Origin of the sequence: Maribacter luteocoastalis (assembly GCF_048890225.1) — a bacterium.
GTDB lineage: Bacteria > Bacteroidota > Bacteroidia > Flavobacteriales > Flavobacteriaceae > Maribacter > Maribacter luteocoastalis.
On the sequence record NZ_JBMFZG010000001.1, the window covers coordinates 1,013,505 to 1,034,863 of the forward strand.

The window sequence follows — 21,359 nt, forward strand, 5'->3', positions numbered from 1 at the left end:
TTAAAATTCTCTGTTCTTTAAAATTTTTGCAGGGGAGCCTGCTATAACCGAATATGATTCAAAAGATTTATTTACTATTGATGAACTTCCAACAACACATCCTTTTTCTAAAAGTACCCCAGGAAAAATTACCGCGTGCGTTCCAATCCATACATCTTCACCAAGAACAATAGGCTTATGTGCATAACCTTGTGATTGTATTTCTGTCTTGCCTTGGAAATTATGCATGCTTGTTTGCAAATATACAAAGCCAGATATTAATGTTTTATCACCTATGGTAATAGAGTCTCCTCCATTAAAAACAGAATAAAGCCCAATACGTACATTGTTTCCAAGATGAAGTTTCGCGTTATTGGCCGCAAGCAATCTAACACCCCTGTCAATTCTACAATGATTGCCTAGGTTAAGTGTTGAATTACCATGTGCCCTTATTTCGACATTTCTTCTTAGAACAACATTATCGCCAATTTGTATTTTAGCTGTTTTATCTAAAAGTATTTTAGGGAATGTATAGCATTGAAAGTTTCTACCTATCTTTAGATTTTTGTGGGAAAACAAGAGTCTATATGTTCTTCCCATAACTTTAGGTTTAATGCCATAATACCATTTCAATAAAAAAAACAACATAGCTTATTCTAATATATCCCAAGATAATTTTTGATGTTCTTTAACATCTACCTTTAATTTTTTTCCTATTACATTGTAATATTCTCTAGCATCAATACCATGATTAGGCCTTAAGACGGTGAGATTGGACTCAGTAAGAAGAGTCCCTTTTTTCAAGTTTTTTAGAGGATAAACAGCTCTTCTAAAAGTAGTAACATGTTCCCCTTCCACTGGTAAAGGTTTTTTTATTTTACTCCCTATCAATTCTTCAATTTCTTTTATTTCTTCAATCATTTCCAAAACCTCATCTCTTGTCAATGATACCATATGGTCTCTAAAAGTTTTATTTTCTCTAGAATCTGTAAAATGAAATTCAAGAATTTTAGCCCCTTTAGCTACAGCTGTTACTAGTGCCTTTTTGCCTTCTGTGTGGTCAGAATATCCAACGGGCAAGCCAAATAAATTGTTTAAGCTGTCCATTACGTTTAAGTTCGCATCACTGTAAGGAATAGGATACATGGATGTGCATTGAAGAATTGAAAGATAATTTGGGTCCTTATAAATTTCTTCTTGTTCTTGAATAAAGTTAACAGCACCTACAACATCATCGAATGTGGAGAGGCCAGTCGAGAGAATTATAGGCTTTTTGAGTTTTGTAAATTGCTTTAATACAGGGTAAGCTGTTAAATCTCCGGAACCTATTTTGTATATTGAATTGTGTTCATCTATCCAAGAAACGTAGTCTGGGTTCCATACAGAGGCCATAAACCTGGTTCCATTTTTTTCACAAAGCAGGGCCAATTCCAAATAGTTTTCTTTTGATAATTCAAACTTTTTAAAGTGTTTGTTTCGCGTTGGAGATTCTAATTTACTCACCAAACTATCACCGGAGTAAAGTTGAAATTTAACAAAATCGACATTTGCCTCAATTGCTAATTTGGTCAACTTTAATGCGTATTCAAAATTTCCTTCATGGTTTCCCCCAATTTCAGCAATTAGTAAAGGTCCGTGTTTTCCTTTCCAAGTATTGGTCATAACTATCCTATTTTTGAATAAATATTTATTATATCATTGTAATCATAAGTGGTATGGTTTTCTTGCATATAGTCTAAAATTAATTGGGCATTCTCAAAATCTTCTTGAGTATCTATAGCTAGATTAACCGTGCTATTCATTTTCTTTGGATTATACACATACTCTATGTTATCTAAATCTCCTCTATAAAAATATGTCATCACATGTTCAAGGTCTTCTGGTTTAAACAAAGGATAAGACTTTTCATAAAATTTTAAATTTACAATCTCAATACTCATACCTTTTGGGTAAGTCCTATCTTTTACATTTGAAATAAAGTCTAACTGTTTTGATTCTATTTTTTCTATTAAGGTTAGAATTAAAGAAGTGTCTAAAAAAAGATTATCACCGTTTATTCTCACCGCATTATCAAAACCTTTTTTTTTAGCACAATCAAGAAACCTAAGGGCCACATTGTCTAGTGGGCCTCTGTAATAATCAATGTTATTGTTTTTACAATACGTAATTATTGGTTCATCTGTTTTTTCTAAAGATGTACAAATTACAAATGGGTAATGCTTCTTAAGACCATCCAATCTTTCTATAATATATTCGAGTATTGGCTTGCCATTTATTTTTTTTAATATTTTTCCAGGTAATCTCGAAGAATTGTACCTACATAAAACAATTATACCTGTCATTCTCTTTTGCTTATTAATTTTGCGGGGATTCCACCCACAATACTATTTGGTGCTACATCTTCCTTAACAAGTGCGCCAGCGGCTATTACAGATCCTTTACCAATGGTAACTCCTTTTAATATTTTTGCGCCTGTTGCAATCCAAACATCATCTTCTATTATAATTTCTGCAGTTTTATTAAGTTGTAAATTGATATTTGTTCCCAACTCGATAGAGTGATCACTATCAACAATATAAACAAAAGGGGCTATTAAACAATCATTCCCTATTCTTATTCCTTCAGAAGCATAAATAAAAGTATAGAAGCCAACTGTTGTTCTTTCTCCTATACTAATTATTGCCTTATTATTGCACGAACAAATATTAACTCCTTTTTTTAAAACTACCTCATTATTAATTAATATGTTTTTTGGAAATCTTAAAAGAGAAACATCCTTGTCAATAAATACATTATTACCCAACTTACCAAGCCTAAAAGAATGATAGAATGCTCTTATTTTATTAATAAAAGAAAATTTAAGATGTTTTCGTAGTTGACTTGATGTGTAATTAGAGATCATGGGTAATGTTCTGTAAATTCGTAAGACATATCTTTAAACTATCTCTCCAATTGGGTATATTAAATTTTAGTTCTTGCTTAATTTTAGACTTATCCATTACACTATATCTAGGTCTAACCGCTGGTGTAGGGTATGCTTCTGTTTTAATTGGTGACAGGTCCACATTAATACCGCTAATATCAAAAATAGCTTTGGCAAAATCATACCAGCTAGCGACACCTTCGTTGCTATAGTGATAGGTGCCATAACTAGTTTTTTCTTTGTCAATTATTGATACAATGGCTTTTGCTAAGTCACCCGCATAAGTGGGTGTGCCAATTTGATCTACTACTACTCCTAGGCTATCTCTTTCTGAACCTAACTTCATCATGGTTTTTAAAAAATTTTGACCATGTTCTGAGTACAACCAAGACGTTCTAATAATAATATGTTTCTTTAAAACGTCGGCTATGACTAACTCACCATTAAGTTTGGTCAACCCATATACACTTAAGGGATTTGCCTCGTCTTCCTCCTTATAAAGTTTTGTATGCGTCCCATCGAAAACAAAATCAGTGGAAATATGTATTAAAACCGCGTCATTCGAATCACAAGTTATTGCAAGATTTTTTGCCCCTAGGACATTTACCATTTCGGCGAATTCTTTGTCTGACTCTGCCTTATCAACTGCGGTGTATGCGGCACAATTAATGCAATATGAAACGTTATTTTTTTTAAAAAAGGTTTTTACCGATTTTATATCTGTAATATCTAATTGATCAATATCTACATAAATAAAGTTCAGATTGTCTAAATTTCCTGATACATCTTTAATACAGCTAGCCAATTGCCCCTTACCGCCAGTTACAAGAATGTTTTTCATAATCTCGCTTCATTTAAGGTTGGCAAAAACAAATCTTTATCAGAAACCTTAATGTCCTCTGGAGCTAAATTCCAGTCTATTTGTAATGTTGAGTCATTGTAAATAATACCGCCTTCAGACTCCTTATTGTAGTAATTATCACATTTATAAAAAAACTCCGCCGTATCAGATAATACTGAAAAACCATGACCGAAACCTCTTGGAATAAAAAGTTGCTTTTTATTCTCCTCACTCAATTCTATGGCAATATGCTCTCCAAACGTAGGTGAAGATTTTCTTAAATCTACAGCTACATCAAGAACCTTACCGCTTAAGACCCTTGCCAATTTTGCCTGTGCATGCTCCCCTAACTGATAATGTATTGCTCTTATGACACCATATGTAGAATAGGATTGATTATCCTGCACAAAATTTATGCTTTTTCCAATGCCAGAAGTGAATGCTCCTTTATTAAAGGACTCAAAAAAATATCCTCTATCATCTGCAAATACTTTGGGTTCTAAAACAAAACATCCTTTAAGTTTGGTTTCGGTAAACTTCATTTATTCTTGTTTAATATTCCTAATAGATTCTTACCGTAACCACTTTTCATAAGCGGCTCTGCCAATTTTTTAAATTGTTCCTTATTGATATACCCCATTTCGTATGCAGCACCTTCAATTGCACCTATTTTAAGCCCTTGTCTTTCCTCTATGACTTCTACAAATTGAGAAGCTTGCATTAAAGATTGAAATGTGCCGGTATCTAACCACGCAGTTCCTCTATCGAGGATACTTACACTCAACTTGTTCCGTTTTAAATATTCTTTATTTACATCGGTAATTTCAAGTTCGCCTCTTGGACTTGGAGGAATATTTGCCGCTATTTCTACAACATCGTTATCATAAAAATAAATACCTGGAACAGCATAATTCGATTTTGGTTCTAATGGCTTTTCCTCTATACTAATGGCGATGCCATCGTCATCAAATTCCACAACCCCATAACGTTCAGGATCATGAACCCTGTAGGCGTAAATAATTCCCCCATCTGGATCATTATTTGTTTGTAGTAACTTTGCTAAGCCGGATCCATAAAAAATATTATCTCCTAAAATCAATGCTACTTTATCTTTACCTATAAAATCAGCCCCAATTATAAAAGCCTCCGCGAGACCATTGGGTAATTCTTGAACCGCATAAGAGAAGGTACAGCCATATCTTTTACCATCTCCCAATAACTCTTCAAAAAGGGGTAAATCCTTAGGGGTTGATATTATTAAAATTTCTCGAATACCTGCATACATTAAAGTAGACAGGGGATAATATATCATTGGCTTATCATAAATAGGCATCAATTGTTTACTAACCGAAAGTGTTAGTGGGTGAAGCCTAGTACCAGAACCGCCTGCTAGAATTATTCCTTTCATATATAGTATTTATGGCGTTTAAGAATACATTTTAGAATAATATTCTTGGTAATCGCCAGAAGTTACATTTTTGAGCCATTCAGAGTTATTTAGGTACCACTCTACAGTTTTTTCCAATCCTTCTTCAAAAGTAACTGAAGGCTCCCACCCTAATTCCTTGTTTATTTTGGTGGCATCAATCGCATACCTTAAATCATGTCCTGGTCTATCTTTTACATAAGTAATTAGATTTTTGGATGAACCGGCATGCCTACCTAATTTTTTGTCCATTACCCTACAGAGTAATTTTACTAAATCTATATTTTGCCATTCATTGAAACCGCCAATATTATAGGTCTCATGATTTTTTCCTCTATGAAAAACCAAGTCTATTGCCCTTGCGTGATCCTCCACATAAAGCCAATCTCTAGTATATTTTCCATCACCATATACAGGTAATGGTTTATTTTGAATAATGTTGTTTATAAATAGAGGGATTAACTTTTCAGGGAAATGAAAAGGCCCATAATTATTAGAACAATTGGTAATTACAAAGGGTAGCTTATATGTTTCTCCATAAGCCCTTACAAAGTGGTCTGAACTAGCTTTTGAAGCTGAATATGGTGAATTGGGATCATATGAAGTAGTTTCCGTAAATAAGCCCTCTTGACCTAAGGAGCCATAGACCTCATCTGTACTAACATGATAAAATCGTTTTTTATCATACGAATTAGACCATATTCTTTTTGCAGCATTTAACAAATTTACAGTTCCAATAACATTTGTTCTTACAAATGATAATGGATCTTCAATTGACCGATCTACATGTGACTCTGCTGCCAAATGAATGACACCATCAAAATTAATTTTATCAAACAAGTCATTTATAAAGGGTTCATCTACTATATTCCCTTTAATAAAATGGTAATTAGGCAAATCCTCAATATCCTTTAAATTTTCAAGGTTACCGGCATAGGTAAGCGCATCTAAATTGTAGATGTGGTAATTTGGATAACTTTGCGCAAATCTTCTCACTACATGAGATCCAATAAAACCTGCTCCACCTGTAATCAATAAATTCATAGATTTCTTTAGTATAATTCTTTTGTTTTCTTATTAAGAAATTTGATAAAGGACATTAAAAAGAAGATTGTCAAAAACAGTAATGGAATCAAAACAATATTCTTTCCAAAAAATGATTTTTGCACTACTTGAGGTTTCCCTAAGTTTATCACTTTAATTGGTTCATTTATCCTTATCAGTTCTAATTTTTTACTTTCAATATCTTGGATTAAATTATTTTTAAGACTGAACAGACCCGTAATATTTACTGTTTCTTGATTGTCCAGCACAATTCTATCGTTACTTGAAACATTATCATCCCTAACCATTTTCTTGGCATAATTGGAAATAATCTCATCTACTTGTTCCAATAATTTCTGATTCTGTGAAATCCTATTTTTTGCATTTGACCTAGACACTTCGATAAGTTCTTCAAAATACTTGTTTGTATTTAAATAATTAACTAGTTTATCTATTACTTTTTGGCCTTTTATAGGGTCTTTGTAAAATAAAGTAATCTTATGATTGTAGGAACTTTTATTTTGTAATTCTGTCCTTAGAATATCTGAAATTGCAGCCGTATTCTCAAAACTTTGTAGTAATTCCAAATACTTTATATCACCTTCAGAACTTACATCTCCTTCAACTCTACTAATTGTGATTTCTAGACCCTTTGTATCTGAAATATTAACACCCATATTTTTGAAAAAAACCGTATCATTAGATTTCAAATTGGCGTCTATTTCATTTATAACTTCATATAAATAATTTTTACTCTCCAGTTGTGGTTTTACTATAATTTCGGTCTTTAATTTTTTAGAAGTAATCTTGTTTAAGACATAGCCTAAAGCTAAGCCTATCGCAGTCAGGGTAATGAGTATAATAATATTTTTCTTAAGGTAAAGAAATACCCTAAGTATAAATCTAAAAACAGAATCAAATCCTTTCTTTATCAATTTAAACAACTGTCCCAAATCAATTTCATCTGAACTAGTTGAATTAGTAGTTTGTTGGTCTGCCATAATTTATGAATCGCTATTAACTATTTTTTTTAATATTCTATCTGTAATCAAATACGTTGGTTTTACACCCGTTGTCCCTAATCCTCCAGATGCCAAAGTACTCCCCGTTTCTAATGGATTGTCCGATGCATAATACGCATACATAACTTTTACATCTTCACGTATACTCTTTCTGATTTTTGATGCGGACTGAATTGCTTTTTGATAATGAACTCCTTCCATTTCCAATCCTATCACATTCCAAGTTGAGTTATGAAAAAATTTCAATATATCCTTATTTTGAAGTGATGTTCCTAAAACCGTAACCATTGTGCCTTCAAAAATCTTTAAACCATACCCCTCAAAATCTTTGGCACATAACTCATTCTTAAACGGATAGTTATCGGCGGTGCCCTCAAAAATATGTGCGGAAGGAATCATTAAATCCCCCTTGCCACCTTCCAAAATACCAGCTTTTCCCATAATGGATATAGAAATAACATTTAACAATGATTCACTTTTTTTACTTTTTCCAAATGGTTTCAATAGCTCGTCTATTGTTTCATATGCTTGCTCTCCAAATGCATAATCCATCACAAAGATAACAGGTTTTTTATCATCTTGGTTTTCAGTAAATTGATAGGAACATATGTTCTGGCCAAATTTTGCCGTATCAAATATTTGAACATCTATATTAGTGCCCGATATGTCATCCAAAGTTATCATTCCGTTATTTTCCGCGACCTCTTTAACCTTGTTTCTTAAGATTACATTATCAGGTGCGCTGAGTGCTTCATAAATCTCCAATTCACTGAAGTCCGATAGTTCTTCCTGCAAGGTGTGTTTTGCGAACAATGAGTTCATAACACTATGCATATTAGCGGAAATAATATGAATTGGCCGTTGTAATAATTTATGCTCCTTTAAAAGATTTTTAATATTGGTGGCCCAACGTTCCCCATGAATGTGATGTCCTAGCCTTTCCCTAAGTAAGGAACTAAAGGTGATTGCCCTTTTTTCCCCAGTTACTTCTTCTTCAAGGGCTAGCTTTCCTAACCAGAAAATAATTTTTAAAAAGCGTTCTGGATTACTTTTAGTAGCAAGCTTACTGTAAATTTCCAATATTTCCTCAAAAGAACGACCTAGAATATTTGCCGTATGAATTAATGCTATTTCTTTATCAGATTGCGACAATTCCTCTTTTTTCAAAGCTTCTTCTAACTTGGTCCAATCCCTAATGGTTTTCTCGGTATTGGGAATAAGTATTTTTTTGCAAATCTTTTCAGATTCTATAAAAAGAAAAGTAAGGTGTGTTAGGATGTCATAAATATCAGACCTGCCTCTGGTAATCTCAATATTCATTTGCTCATCATCTATTCGATAACAATTTCTCCTTCTTTTTGGGGGTACTATGGGGCTCATGTGAGATATGCCATAACCCTCATCTGAAGTTAAATTGATAAACCTACATTGTTCTATTCCTTCTGGCAAACGCTCAAGCACATAAATTAATCCGTTGAGCTCGGTCTTTTCTTCTGCTATAGTGCCATAAATTTCTGGTCGTAATGATAGAAGTGCATTTTTAAGGGCATCACCAGAAATACCATTTGGTTTATAAAAACCTCTGTTAAAAAGATGACGCATAGTAATATACATGCGTTCTATTGCATTGGTAGATTCCTGTGCGCGCGTAGTTATTACTGTTTTTTCCATAAAAAACTTCTTACAAAATTACGATTTAAGATTTATTAAATAAGGTCTTAAGCTTCCTTTTGCAAAATGAGTAGATTGGCAACGCTTCGATCATTGGATAAACGTTGTACTTTATTTTGACCCCCAAGTTTTCCAATAGACTTCATATATTCTTTAAAGCCACCTACTTTTATTGGGGTGATTTTTAGCCTCTGTAGAATTTTACCATCAATCAAATCAAAATAATAACTATTTTGTTCTTGCAATGTTTTATCAAGTGTTTTAATGAACAAATCCATATCTGTTGGTTTATGTTCAAATTCAATAAACCATTCATGATAGGGTAGTTCGTTATTGTTTGGTGTTATCTGCGGAGCCACCGTAAATTCGTTTACACGGGCATCCGTTTTTGATATTGCAGCCATCATGGCTTCCTCTACTTCTTTTGCAATAACATGTTCGCCAAATGCAGATATAAAATGCTTTATCCTCCCTGAAACCACTATTTTATAGGGGCCCATAGAAATAAACCGAATGGTATCTCCAAGATTGTAAGCCCATAAACCAGCATTTGTGGAAATTATCATGACATAATCAACTCCAACTTCAACATCTTTGAGCGTTATACGATTCCGATGTTCGTTAAAGAATTCATCAGCCTTAACAAATTCATAAAAGATGCCAGAATTTAACAACAACAACATACCCTTTTCCTTTTGTGAATCTTGGTATGCAAAGAAACCTTCACTAGCAGGAAATAGCTCTATACTGGCAACTTTTCGTCCTATTAAATTCTCAAACTTACTCCTATAGGGTTCGTAATTAACTCCGCCATAAATAAACAATTCAAAATTTTCAAAAAGCTCACCGATGGGCTTTTTGGTGGTCTCTTTTAATTTTTCAAAATACATTTGAATCCATGAAGGTATTCCGGCAATAACCGTCATATCCTCATTTCTAGTTTCCTCAACTATTGCATTAACTTTAGTTTCCCAGTCTTCTATGCAATTTGTTTCCCAACTAGGTAATCTATTTTTCTGTAAATAATTTGGAACGTAATGCGCAGAAATACCCGATAATCTGCCAAGTTTAATTCCATTTTTTTCGTCAAGAACGGGACTCCCTTGAAGGAAAATCATTTTTCCATCTACAAAATTAGCCCTTCCTGTTTCATCAATATAAGTTAGAATTGCATTTCGCGATGCCTCAACCTGGCATTTAATAGAACTCTTGGTTATGGGAATGTATTTTGCACCACTTGTAGTGCCTGAAGTTTTTGCAAAATAAATGGGCTTTCCAGGCCATAATATATTTTCCTCTCCTTGTAAAACTAGATTTACATAGGGCTTAAAATCTTCGTAATCCCTAATTGGCACGTATTCTGCAAAATCCTTAAAGGATCTTATCGCAGCAAAATTATGATCTTTGCCAAACTTTGTTCCAATTGCCTTGCTAATAAGATCATTAAACACTGCTTGTTGTGTGTCTAAAGGCCTAGAAACCCATTTTTGGGTTTGTTGTGTAATATATTTTGCAAAAAATTTAGCAGCGAATGCTTTTAAAGACATACCTATTAATTAAAGTCTATATAATCTAAAGGATCTACAGGGTTACCATTGTCCCACAGCTCAAAATGTAGATGTGGGCCAGTACTATATTCACCGGTATTTCCAATAGAGGCAATTACTTCACCTCCACGAACAACAGTTCCTTGGCTTTTTGCTAACGAGCCATTGTGTTTATATACACTTAATAAACCACCTTCATGTTCCAAGAGAACTACATAACCCGTATCTGCGGTCCATTCTGCAAATATAACCGTACCATTGGCTACCGCTTTTACTGGGGTGTCTTGTGTTGCAACTACGTCTACGGCATAATGTTTTTGTTGCACATCATAATTCATGGATACCGAACCCGAAATTGGGGGGAAAAGAATTAAATTTCTTGTTGTGGTATTATTTTCAAATAAGTTGTATTTGTCCTCCAAAGCTACCTCTGCCCTTAAAAGAGAGTCTTCCTTTGTTGGTGTTAGATCTACAGTTGATGGATCTATCTTAAACTGTTCAAATAGAGAGTCCCTATTAATTTGGTTATTCTCAATGTCACCTTTCAAAACCATTCTTATATTATCCAAATACCTATTGGTATAATTTAAGGTTCTGACTAACGAATCCGTTTTATAGGTTAAATCCGTTGCCTGTTTTTTAAGTTTTGTTGATGAATACCCTGGAATATATTCACGCAAGGGTGTAAAAGCTATCAATAAGATGGTTAGCCCAATTAACCCTATCATAAATAAAGAACCTGTTACAAAAACATTTAATCTACTTAGCTTAAAAGATATTTTTTCCTCAAAAGTACTTTCATTAAGTATTACAAGCCTATACTTATGAAGGAGCTTTCGTTTTATTTCTTTTCTTTTTTTTACTTTTTTGGCCATTACAACAAAGATATGTTTAGAATTGATATTGACCGTGTTTCCACATAAAAAATATAAACTAACAATTAGTTTCTTTATTGGTGTATCTCTAAGATTTAACGGAAGTTTAGCTTAAACTATTTAATAAAGATCACAATCGTTAATAATTTAGTAAACTATCTTAGTTTTTAGTACCTTTGTAATCGCTTTAAAAGATTTTGATATGACATTAGCAAATATATTCTTAGCCATAGGACCGTGGCAAATAGCCATAGTAGTATTAGTTGTTCTTTTACTTTTTGGAGGAAAAAAAATTCCGGAACTAATGAGAGGTCTTGGAAGTGGTATTAAAGAATTCAAAGATGCCTCAAAGGAAGATGAGGTTGTTGAAGACGAAAAGAAAGATTAGTTTTCAAATAAAACACTGTATAAAGCGCCAATAATATTGGCGCTTTTTTTTGTTAAAAAAATGAAGTTTCTTACAATACATGCACCAATCAAACTGGTTTAAATTGGCTTTTTAAAAAATGTTACCTGCCTATTAATAGGCAACACACGACAAATAACCAGCCTTTCACAACAAAAAATAAAACTTTTACGGCTTTAGGGTTACTTTCGAAATTAAATTGGAAAAATCCATCTTATTTTTTGATTATCACCAACTATCATTAAGGCACTGTGTCAATTGATTTATAAAGCATGAAAACAATAGTTTCGATTACATTACTTTTTTTATCTATGGGCTTTTATGCCCAAGATTATCAGAATAATCTGCTGTCCGAACATAAAGAAGATATTGCATATAGTACTATTAAGGAATCTACTAAAGCTTCAGAACAAGTAGATGAACAAGCAGATGAACTGGCATTTAACAAAGCCGCAGAACAAAATGACATTCCATATAGAAAAATTGAAAATCTAGAAAATGTAAAAAATGGTTACTATGTTATTTCAGGCGTTTATAGCAAAAAGGGTAAACTTGACAAGCAAGTTAAAAAGTTCAATAAGAAAGGGTTTAATTCTGGCTATTTAAAAAATACACAGAACAATTTATTTTATTTTTATCTAAACCACTATATGACATGGCAAAGCGCATTGGAGGATTGCAAAACCAATTTTAATGGAAAATTTAAAGATGACATGTGGTTGCTAAAAATTTCCAATAGTGTTCCAAATACAGAAAACATAAGCTTAGAAGAAGTTACTTATGAAACGCTTATTCGCGATAAGGCCAAATTAGAGCCATCCCATTTAAGTGCAGATAAAAATAATAGCTTTAAAATAAGCAACAGCCCACCTAAATCAAAACTCATTGAGAGAGCAGATGAATATTTTGATAAAATGTGGTATGCAGAAGCAGCTAAATTATATGAAATAGCCTTATCAAAAGACCATGATAATTACTCGTTTGAAGTTTTACAAAAAGCGGGGGATGCACACTATTTCAACACCAATATGGAGCAAGCTTATAAATGGTATACTATATTATATGAAAAATATCAGGACGAATTATCGGCGGACAATATTTTCAAATATGCGCATTCCTTAAAAGGAACGGGGAAATATGCCCGATCAAAGCGTTTAATGCGCCTTTATGATAAAAAGATAAAATCCGACATAAATATAAAGAAAATATCCGATGAACAACGAGAAGCAATTCTAGATAACCTTTTAAGTTCTAAAGACCAATTTGAAATTAAAAACTTAAAGGTGAACACCAAATATTCAGAATTTTCTCCAATGTTTCTAAATACTGATGAAGTTGTTTTTGCATCTGCTATGGATTCTTCCGTATTTAGTACCAGACGGTATAAATGGGATAACCAACCCTATCTTGATCTTTATGTTTCCAAATTAAACGAAGAAACATCAGAGCTAAAAAATGCTATAAAATTTTCAAAATCTATCAACACAAAATATCATGAAGCGTCTGTTACCTTTTCACCCAATGGCGAGACCATGTATTTTACCCGCAATAATTATGGTAAAAAACTTCGTAGAGATAAAAATGGGATAAACAATTTAAAGATTTACCGCTCTCAAAAAATAAACGGAGAATGGTCTGAAGCGACTGAGGTTTCCTTTAATAGTGACGAATACTCTACAGGGCATCCAGCACTTAGTAAAGACGGCAAAAAAATGTACTTCGTTTCCGATATGCCAGGAAGCATCGGAGAAACAGATATTTTTGTGACTGATATTGGTGAAGATGGTAGTTTTTCTACGCCAAGAAACTTAGGGCCAGAAGTCAATACAGAGCAGAAAGAAATGTTTCCGTTTGTTGACGAAGGCAAACTATATTTCTCTTCAAACGGTCATCCCGGACTAGGTGGATTAGACATCTATGAAGCACTTATAAACGATGAGGGTGGATTTACTAACGTTAAAAATCTAGGAAAGCCCATAAACAGTAACAAAGATGATTTTTCATATATTATTAATGAGGAAACACAAAAAGGATATTTTGCATCCAATAGGATTGGCGGGAAAGGCCGTGATGATCTTTATTCATTCAAAAAGCTAATGATAGAAGAGGTGCCCGAAAATGTAAATGCCATAGCTGGTGTGGTTACAGATTTAGTAACTGGGGATGTAATGCCCAAAGCATTAGTTGAACTTTTAGATGAAAATAATATAAAACTAAAAGAGATTGAAACAGATGAAGAGGGTAGTTTTGTTTTTGAAGACTTGGACTCTGAAACTAGATATAACCTAAAAACAAACAAAGAAACTTATTTTGTTGATGAGCATATGGTGACCACTACAGAGAATGACACTATTAATGTTGATATTACCATGCGTAAACTTAAAGACATGATAGCTGTAGAAGAAGGCATACGTAAGCTTAAAACAGAAATGATTCATTTTGATTTCGATAGATCATATATTAGAAATGATGCTACTTTTGAGCTTGATAAATTGGTAGAAGTGATGACCGAGTATCCTGAAATGGTCATTAAAATTGAATCACATACGGATTCAAGAGGTAGTAAGGTTTACAACGAATACCTGTCTGACAAAAGGGCAAAATCAACCCGGGACTATATCATCTCTAAAGGTATTGCGCCAGAACGTATTGAAAGCGCGATTGGGTATGGTGAAAATAGGTTATTAAATGAATGTGATGGCAGTATACGCTGTACAGAAAAACAGCATTACTTAAACCGTAGGTCTGAATTTATAATCGTAAAAATGTAACTATTAATATTATTGAATATTTAAGGCCATTGTATTCTCAATGGCCTTTTTTTATTCCTAGTTAGATGTAAAACTATATTAGTATCCGAGTTTGTTTTCTAAAACAATTCCCAAGATTGTAAAATTCCTCAATGTTCTATTATGGTTACTCCTTGGCCCGTTTCCTAATACCAAGAAAAGCCTTTCCAGTTCTAAATCCATATATCGTTTATTTGTGTAATTGGTAGATTTTATAAAATAAGGATTGTTTTTCATAGTATAAATTTTCCTTTTGTCTAAACTATTCATTACTCTGAATATTAGTGCCTTTCTTTATGTTGATAACCAAAAAAAGCTCACATATGGATAAAATTTTACTCGTTAAAGAAATATATATTGAAGCCTTTAGAAATTGGAAAAGCTACTTGTTAGAAAATTACTTCAAAATATTTTCATGGATATGTTTTGCACTTATTGCATTGGCCTTATATGCCTTTATTTTTAGGGTATCTACAGGTTTTTCCTTTAGCAACCTTTAATAAGAAATAAATAGTTTATATACAGAAAAAGGCTTGAGGTAATCCTCAAGCCTTTTTCTGTATATAAAATTTACATTAGGTTAGAGCTTTTTAAAACTTACTGTTTTTAAAATGGCCTCCAATTCAAACATATAATCCCTTTTTTCTGTTGCTGGAGCAAATGTAAAGCCTTCTAGCACTAACTTTCTGTTATTAGGCTTATCATTAATAATATAGGTTAGAAATGGGCCAGCCATGGGATATCCGGACATTTCCCAAATACCTCGAACTTCGGCCGCTTTACGCCCAGCTATTTCCGCAGGAAATACATAAGGGGAAAAGGCCTTTTCTGTAACCATATAGTTTTCCTTATTAGGCACATCTGTTCCGGGAACATATAACTTGCCTATAGAATCCCTCATTTTTATAATGTCCTGTACAAAAGTGGTGTCGTTCTTAAAAGTATCCCAGGGTACACTATATGCAATAATGTTCATGTTCCCTTTTTGTATCTGCCTGTCAATCCAAACAAAGTTGTCCTCTTCACGGCCAACTTTATAAATAGATGGTACATTTAGGTTGATCCCAAACTTATCTTCAAGTGCTTTCTCCTTACTTAAAGACTTTAAAAATCGCTTTTGGGCCTCAGCAAGCTCTAAGTCTTTATAGGTCTCTACAAAACTTGGTGCCTTTTCATTTAAGTTTTCGATTATCTCTCGTTTGTTTCTTCCTTTGATAACACCTACGTTTTGAGGTTTGGCATACATGTTTTTTTTCATGTGTGCTAAATCTAAAGAATCTTCCATAACATAAAGTACAGACCTTGTATTTCTTACGGAACCTGAAAAAACTTGTGGTGGTATTTGGGTTATACTAAATAAAGCCTCGTCCCATGTTAAGCCTAAGGCCGGTGCGGCAAAATGCTCTCGAATCTTGTCACCAACCTCACTTTTCCAAAGTTCATTCTCAATTACAACTGTAAGTGTGTTGTAGGCGCCAATGGAATTGGGTAGAAAATCTTGATTTTTGTCCTGCTTGCAGGATAGTATTAGCATTACTAACAACGCTAAAAGTGTAGTTGATTTTTTCATTTTTTGTATTTCAATTTTACGATGAACAATCGCACAATTTTAATTTTGTGCCTGGTTTTAGATTGTTACCACTAATACCGTTCCATTTTCGTAAATTTTCAATACTAACTCCAGGATATTTTCTAGAAATAGTCCATAGTGAGTCTCCACTACGTACTTCGTGCACCTTTGAATTACTTACAACAGCAGTTCTAGTAGGCGTGTCTTTTGGTTTCACTAGGGCGCTACTGTTTTTTCTTGGAAAAATGGTAAGACGTTGGCCAATTCGTAAATTATTACTTGACAAACCGTTCCAGTTTTTAATTTGGCTTACACCAACTCCATATCGTTCGGCAATTTTGCCTAAATAATCCCCACTACGTACCTTATAACGTATTCTGTCGTTTTGAGCCTGTTGTACCAATTGGGGCAGCGGACTTTCCTTGCTTTTGAGCTCCTTATCAACGTGTGCATAGATTGCCTCTTCATTGGCAACAAACCTACCCATTAAGTCTACAGGCAAACGTAACGAATAGTTTTCTCCTTTAATAAAAGGTATGGCCTCTAGCTTATAGGAAGGATTTAAAATTTTTAATTCATCCTTACTTATCCCAACCAACTCAGAAATTTGGTCAAAAGTAATCAGACTTTTCACATGTATCGTGTCCGTTTCAAAAAAGGGACGATCGACTTTCTTTCCTTTTAAACCGTGTTCTTCGGCATATTCAAACAAATACATTGTCGCTAAAAATGCCGGCACATAGCCTGCCGTTTCCCTTGGAAGGTTTCTTCTAATATTCCAATAATTTTTATATCCCCCTGATCTTCGTATTGCCTTGTTCACATTGCCTGGACCAGAATTATATGCTGCAAGTGCCAAGTCCCAATCATTGAAAATACCATACAATCTTGATAAGTATTTACAAGCGGCTTCGGTAGATTTAATTGGGTCACTGCGTTCATCTACATAACTGGTAACATCTAATTTGTACATTTTACCGGTGCCATACATAAATTGCCATAAACCTGTGGCTCCTACCCTAGATTTTGCCTTTGGATTAAGTGCAGACTCTATAATAGACAGATATTTCATTTCTAAAGGAATGTCATAATTGTCCAATTGCTGCTCAAATAATGGAAAGTAAAATTGGCTCACTGTTAGCATTCTTTCCATTAGTTCTCTTTTGCGGGTTAAAAAAGATTTAATGACGCTTTCTAATGAAGGGTTATAGGCAACGTTAAAAGGTGTTTTTTGGTTCAACCTTTTTAAACGCATTTTTAAGGTGTCGGTATTTATCTCGATATCATAGGTGGCATTAGGGTCTAAATGGGCCACTTCCTCATACATTTCCTCAAAAAGTGGTGCATTTTGCACCAATTCCTGCATCCATAGGCTGTCATACTTTGCTGCAAGCTCATGGTCTTTTAAATCATACCCGCCAGAATTTGGCGATTTAAACAACGTAATAGGCGAATCTGCAAAACTGACTACAGAATCTAGTTCGATTGGTATGTCGTTACTGGAAATCAACGAATCGGTTGCGACAGTAGCCATAGATGATGTACCAGTACCATCAGCACTAATTAAAGTAGGCTTTTCCTGTGCCAAAATTGAAAACGACAGCAGTAAAAAGCCTAAAAAAGATATAAGGTTATAAATTGTCTTATCCATAATGGCATTTTTATCTTAGCGGGACTAACGAAAATCGTACATTTTTTTGTGAGAATAAAATTTAATCTCTTAAAATACGATTAATATCGATATGTGCCGTTTATCGATAATGCCCTTGCTAATCTAATATTGCAGCAATTCCCGGTAATGTTTTACCCTCAAGACTTTCTAACATTGCCCCTCCACCAGTAGACACATAACTTACTTTATCCTCAAAACCGAATTGTTTTACAGCAGCTACGGAATCTCCACCACCGACAAGTGAAAATGCCCCGTTTTGTGTAGCCTGATCAATAAAATTCCCTACTGCAATGGTGCCTTTTGCGAAACTTTCCATTTCAAATACACCAACTGGCCCGTTCCAAAGTATTGTTTTTGCACCTAATATTACTGATTTGAAGTTCTCTAATGTTTTTGGTCCGGCATCCAACCCTTGCCATCCGGCAGGAATCTTGTCTACGTCCACCACTTTAGTATTTGCTGTATTGCTAAAATCATCAGCAGCCAAAACATCAACCGGAATATGCACATTAACACCCTTTTCCTTGGCTTGTTTTAAAATATCCAAGGCCAATTCCATTTTGTCATCCTCACATATTGAGTCGCCAACCTGTCCGCCTTGTGCTTTTATAAAGGTATAGGTCATTCCCCCGCCAATGATCAAGTCATCTACCTTATCCAAGATATTCTCAATAATGGTGATTTTGGAGGACACCTTCGCACCTCCTAAAATTGCCAAAATAGGTTTCTCTCCTGTTCTCATTACCTTTTCAATAGCATCTATCTCTTTAGCCAATAAATATCCAAAACATTTGTTTCCAGGAAAAAACTTAGCCACTATTGTTGTTGATGCATGCGCTCGGTGAGCCGTTCCAAATGCATCGTTAACATAAATATCCCCTAATTTGGATAACTGCTCTGCAAATGTCTCATCTCCTTTCTCCTCCTCTGCATGGTACCTTAAGTTCTCTAATAAAAGTACTTCCCCATTTTGAAGTTCAGAAACAGCCTGCTCTGCTTTATCACCAACACAATCATCTACAAATTTGACAGTTACCCCAATTATCTCAGAAACCTTCGCGCAAATATGTTTTAATGACATGTCGGGATTTCTTTCGCCGTTTGGTCTTCCTAAATGACTCATTAACACAGCGCTGCCGCCATCTTCCAACACTTTTATTATGGTTGGTTTTGCAGCTTCTATCCTATTCGTGTCAGTCACTTCAAAATCCTCATTTAAAGGCACATTAAAGTCAACCCGTATCAATGCTTTTTTATTTTCAAAATTATAGTCGTCCAATAGTTTCATGAGATTTTTCTTTATAGTAAGTCGCAAATGTAAAGATTAATGCGAAGTGTATAAAGTACTAGGGTATATAATTTATAACAGCACGCTGCAATTCTGTAATGCCTTAAAAACAACTATATTTGAATCGATGTTATTTAAGGATATACTTGGGCTTGCCCACATAAAAAAACATTTGTCAATGAGTGCGGACGCAGGCAGAATTCCTCACGCACAGTTATTTGTTGGGCCTGAGGGGTGTGGCCTTTTACCTATGGCTCTGGCCTATGCGCAGTATATTATATGTAACAATACCGATGGAGAAAATAACAGTGGGAACTCCGTTTGCAACTTAAAATTTAGCTCGTTTTCCCATCCTGATATGCATTTTGCCTTTCCGGTGGCCAATTCTGATAAAGTAAAATCACATGCTGTAAGCGACCATTATATACATGAGTGGCGTCAATTTGCACAAGAGCAACCGTACGGAAATCTTTTTGATTGGTATCAGTTGATAGAAATAGAAAAAAAGCAAGGGCAGATAGGCGTAGACGAAGCACAAGAAATTGTAAAAAAGTTATCCCTAAAGTCCTATGAAGGAGGATATAAAGTGATGATGATATGGATGGCGGAAAGAATGAACAATGCGGCTGCAAACAAACTTCTAAAGCTAATTGAAGAACCGCCAGAAAAAACTATATTTCTGTTGCTGTGCCAAGATGAGGAACAAATTATACAAACCATAAAATCTAGGTGTCAAATTTTACACTTCCCACCTCTGGCAGAAGATACAATAGCAAAAGCACTTATAAATAATGGGGCGTCTCATGAAGAAGCTATGCAGATAGCCCATGAAGCCAATGGAAATTTCAACAAAGCCCTAGACCTATTAAACCAAGATTCAGAAGATCTAATTTTTGAAAAGTGGTTTGTACAATGGGTACGCAGTGCCTTTAAGGCCAAAGGAAATAAAGCTGTTATTCATGAACTTATTCTTTGGAGCGAGGAACTGGCGAAAACGGGCAGGGAGACACAGAAGAAATTTTTAAACTTTTGTATGGCCGTAATGCGGCAAGCTTTGTTACTAAACTATGGCGTTGATGAACTTGCCTACATGAAAATACATGCAGAAGGATTTCAACTTAAAAAATTTGCCCCCTTTATACATGAGAATAATATCCTTACCATTACAGAAGAACTAGAAAATGCTATTTATCATATAGAACGTAATGGTAATGCGAAAATAATATTCACAGATTTATCAATTAAACTAACCCGTCTTTTGCATAAAAAAGCAACAGAAATAACCTGATAGTATGTCATCCATCCTAAATTATGCCACTGAAATTCTATTACTAGTTTTCTTAATTATCACTTTTGTACAAAGTGGTATTGATAAGGTTATTAACTGGCAAGGTAACCTTGATTGGTTAAAAGGACATTTTGCCAAAACACCATTAAAAAAAATAGTGCCCTTATTATTGGTGATTGTTTTGATCACGGAAGTCATTTCAGGTGTTCTTTGCCTATTGGGCGTGTATCAAATTCTGACAATGGCTGATGTTACCTTGGCAAGGTATGGTGCTATTTTTTCGTGTATCGCACTATTAATGTTGCTTTTTGGTCAAAGAATGGCGCAGGATTATGAAGGGGCAAAAACTATCGCAATATATTTTATTCCTGCCATATTCCTTGTTTATATGTTACAGCCTTAATTCTTAGATGCAATCTATGGTGTTTTTAGTTAAAAATATACCCCTTAATTTTAAAAATAAAAACCCCCTCCAATTATTGGAGGGGGTTTTTTTGAGGCATCGAGCGGATTCGAACCGCTGTACAAGCTTTTGCAGAGCTCTGCCTAGCCACTCGGCCACGATGCCTTGTTTTAGGAATGCAAATGTAGTACCTTATTCCAAGGTATCAAAAATATAATATCATGTTCTTTTTGAATTAATACTAATGGTGACTTTTTCAACATCACCGTTAATTGGAGGGCTAATTTTAGATACTGATATGCTAGATTCCAAGACCATGGGTATTTCAACAAAAATACGGTCGCTTATGCGCTTGGCAACATGTTCCAGTAATTTAGAGGGAATTGCCATCTCCTCCTTAACAATTTTATTTATGTGAACATAGTCCACGGTGTCTTTTAAGGCGTCTGTAAGCGCGGCTTTGGAAAGGTCTGCCTCTACCGTTACATTCACAAGATAATCACTACCGATTCTTGTTTCTTCGGCCAAACAGCCATGATATGCATAGGCTTTTATATTCTCTACCTGTACTTTTCCCATGTTATCCTTTACGTTATATGGCAAACATAAAACAAA

The 21,359-nt window shown here is 34.4% G+C and carries 21 protein-coding genes and 1 tRNA gene; 5 read left to right on the forward strand and 17 right to left on the reverse strand.

Going from position 1 to position 21,359, the window contains the following annotated elements:
• From ACOCEA_RS04480 to ACOCEA_RS04535, 12 genes are read right to left on the reverse strand one after another with little or no spacing between them, the layout of a single operon-like run.
• Positions 1-579 (reverse strand): acyltransferase, encoded by a 579-nt coding sequence (locus ACOCEA_RS04480; protein ID WP_420754999.1) that lies wholly within the window; start codon positions 577-579, stop codon positions 1-3.
• 51 nt (positions 580-630) lie between these two features.
• A complete protein-coding gene (locus ACOCEA_RS04485) occupies positions 631-1,641 on the reverse strand; it encodes an N-acetylneuraminate synthase family protein (protein ID WP_420755000.1) in 1,011 nt (336 codons plus the stop codon).
• A gap of 2 nt (positions 1,642-1,643) precedes the next feature.
• Positions 1,644-2,321, reverse strand: coding sequence for a cytidylyltransferase domain-containing protein (locus tag ACOCEA_RS04490; RefSeq protein ID WP_420755001.1), 678 nt, complete (start codon positions 2,319-2,321; stop codon positions 1,644-1,646).
• The gene (locus tag ACOCEA_RS04495; protein ID WP_420755002.1) at positions 2,318-2,881 is read right to left on the reverse strand and encodes an acyltransferase; all 564 of its coding nucleotides are present in this window, start codon (positions 2,879-2,881) and stop codon (positions 2,318-2,320) included. The genes ACOCEA_RS04490 and ACOCEA_RS04495 overlap by 4 nt, the downstream gene beginning before the upstream one ends.
• Positions 2,871-3,743, reverse strand: coding sequence for a dTDP-4-dehydrorhamnose reductase (gene rfbD, locus ACOCEA_RS04500; protein WP_420755003.1), 873 nt, complete (start codon positions 3,741-3,743; stop codon positions 2,871-2,873). Before rfbD ends, ACOCEA_RS04495 begins: the two co-directional genes overlap by 11 nt.
• A complete protein-coding gene (gene rfbC / locus ACOCEA_RS04505) occupies positions 3,740-4,285 on the reverse strand; it encodes a dTDP-4-dehydrorhamnose 3,5-epimerase (protein ID WP_420755004.1) in 546 nt (181 codons plus the stop codon). Before rfbC ends, rfbD begins: the two co-directional genes overlap by 4 nt.
• The gene (rfbA, locus tag ACOCEA_RS04510) at positions 4,282-5,151 is read right to left on the reverse strand and encodes a glucose-1-phosphate thymidylyltransferase RfbA (protein ID WP_420755005.1); all 870 of its coding nucleotides are present in this window, start codon (positions 5,149-5,151) and stop codon (positions 4,282-4,284) included. Before rfbA ends, rfbC begins: the two co-directional genes overlap by 4 nt.
• Positions 5,152-5,169: 18 nt before the next feature.
• The gene (gene rfbB / locus ACOCEA_RS04515) at positions 5,170-6,213 is read right to left on the reverse strand and encodes a dTDP-glucose 4,6-dehydratase (RefSeq protein ID WP_420755006.1); all 1,044 of its coding nucleotides are present in this window, start codon (positions 6,211-6,213) and stop codon (positions 5,170-5,172) included.
• 8 nt (positions 6,214-6,221) lie between these two features.
• The gene (locus ACOCEA_RS04520; protein WP_420755007.1) at positions 6,222-7,214 is read right to left on the reverse strand and encodes a hypothetical protein; all 993 of its coding nucleotides are present in this window, start codon (positions 7,212-7,214) and stop codon (positions 6,222-6,224) included.
• Positions 7,215-7,217: 3 nt separating this feature from the next.
• Positions 7,218-8,906, reverse strand: a complete 1,689-nt coding sequence (locus ACOCEA_RS04525) for a DUF6909 family protein (protein WP_420755008.1) — start codon at positions 8,904-8,906, stop codon at positions 7,218-7,220.
• Positions 8,907-8,953: 47 nt separating this feature from the next.
• Positions 8,954-10,453 (reverse strand): GH3 family acyl-acid amido synthetase, encoded by a 1,500-nt coding sequence (locus tag ACOCEA_RS04530; RefSeq protein ID WP_420755009.1) that lies wholly within the window; start codon positions 10,451-10,453, stop codon positions 8,954-8,956.
• A gap of 5 nt (positions 10,454-10,458) precedes the next feature.
• Positions 10,459-11,328 (reverse strand): M23 family metallopeptidase, encoded by an 870-nt coding sequence (locus tag ACOCEA_RS04535; RefSeq protein ID WP_420755010.1) that lies wholly within the window; start codon positions 11,326-11,328, stop codon positions 10,459-10,461.
• A gap of 202 nt (positions 11,329-11,530) precedes the next feature.
• On the opposite strand from ACOCEA_RS04535, the gene tatA reads away from it, so the two are divergent.
• From tatA to ACOCEA_RS04550, 3 genes are all read left to right on the forward strand, one after another.
• On the forward strand, positions 11,531-11,716 hold the full coding sequence (gene tatA, locus ACOCEA_RS04540; protein WP_420755011.1) for a twin-arginine translocase TatA/TatE family subunit: 186 nt from the start codon (positions 11,531-11,533) through the stop codon (positions 11,714-11,716).
• Positions 11,717-12,006: 290 nt separating this feature from the next.
• Positions 12,007-14,505 (forward strand): OmpA family protein, encoded by a 2,499-nt coding sequence (locus ACOCEA_RS04545; RefSeq protein ID WP_420755012.1) that lies wholly within the window; start codon positions 12,007-12,009, stop codon positions 14,503-14,505.
• A gap of 341 nt (positions 14,506-14,846) precedes the next feature.
• Positions 14,847-15,023 (forward strand): DUF6747 family protein, encoded by a 177-nt coding sequence (locus tag ACOCEA_RS04550; RefSeq protein WP_420755013.1) that lies wholly within the window; start codon positions 14,847-14,849, stop codon positions 15,021-15,023.
• An 80-nt stretch (positions 15,024-15,103) separates the two neighbouring features.
• On the opposite strand, the gene ACOCEA_RS04555 is transcribed toward ACOCEA_RS04550, so the two are convergent.
• The 3 genes from ACOCEA_RS04555 to ACOCEA_RS04565 all read right to left on the reverse strand — a co-directional run bounded on the left by ACOCEA_RS04555 (position 15,104) and on the right by ACOCEA_RS04565 (position 19,053).
• Positions 15,104-16,093, reverse strand: a complete 990-nt coding sequence (locus tag ACOCEA_RS04555; RefSeq protein ID WP_420755014.1) for a DUF4837 family protein — start codon at positions 16,091-16,093, stop codon at positions 15,104-15,106.
• A 16-nt stretch (positions 16,094-16,109) separates the two neighbouring features.
• On the reverse strand, positions 16,110-17,744 hold the full coding sequence (locus ACOCEA_RS04560) for a LysM peptidoglycan-binding domain-containing protein (RefSeq protein WP_420755015.1): 1,635 nt from the start codon (positions 17,742-17,744) through the stop codon (positions 16,110-16,112).
• A gap of 118 nt (positions 17,745-17,862) precedes the next feature.
• Complete coding sequence (locus ACOCEA_RS04565) at positions 17,863-19,053, reverse strand: phosphoglycerate kinase (protein ID WP_420755016.1); 1,191 nt, start codon at positions 19,051-19,053, stop codon at positions 17,863-17,865.
• Positions 19,054-19,180: 127 nt separating this feature from the next.
• Here ACOCEA_RS04565 and ACOCEA_RS04570 point away from each other — a divergent pair, with 127 nt between their 5' ends.
• Positions 19,181-20,341 (forward strand): DNA polymerase III subunit, encoded by a 1,161-nt coding sequence (locus tag ACOCEA_RS04570; protein ID WP_420755017.1) that lies wholly within the window; start codon positions 19,181-19,183, stop codon positions 20,339-20,341.
• A gap of 4 nt (positions 20,342-20,345) precedes the next feature.
• Complete coding sequence (locus ACOCEA_RS04575; RefSeq protein WP_420755018.1) at positions 20,346-20,744, forward strand: DoxX family membrane protein; 399 nt, start codon at positions 20,346-20,348, stop codon at positions 20,742-20,744.
• 94 nt (positions 20,745-20,838) lie between these two features.
• Here ACOCEA_RS04575 and ACOCEA_RS04580 read toward each other — a convergent pair.
• Together ACOCEA_RS04580 and folB are read right to left on the reverse strand one after the other, a co-directional pair.
• A tRNA-Cys gene (locus ACOCEA_RS04580) sits at positions 20,839-20,909 on the reverse strand.
• A gap of 54 nt (positions 20,910-20,963) precedes the next feature.
• Positions 20,964-21,323, reverse strand: a complete 360-nt coding sequence (gene folB / locus ACOCEA_RS04585; protein WP_420755019.1) for a dihydroneopterin aldolase — start codon at positions 21,321-21,323, stop codon at positions 20,964-20,966.
• Positions 21,324-21,359: the final 36 nt, after the last annotated feature.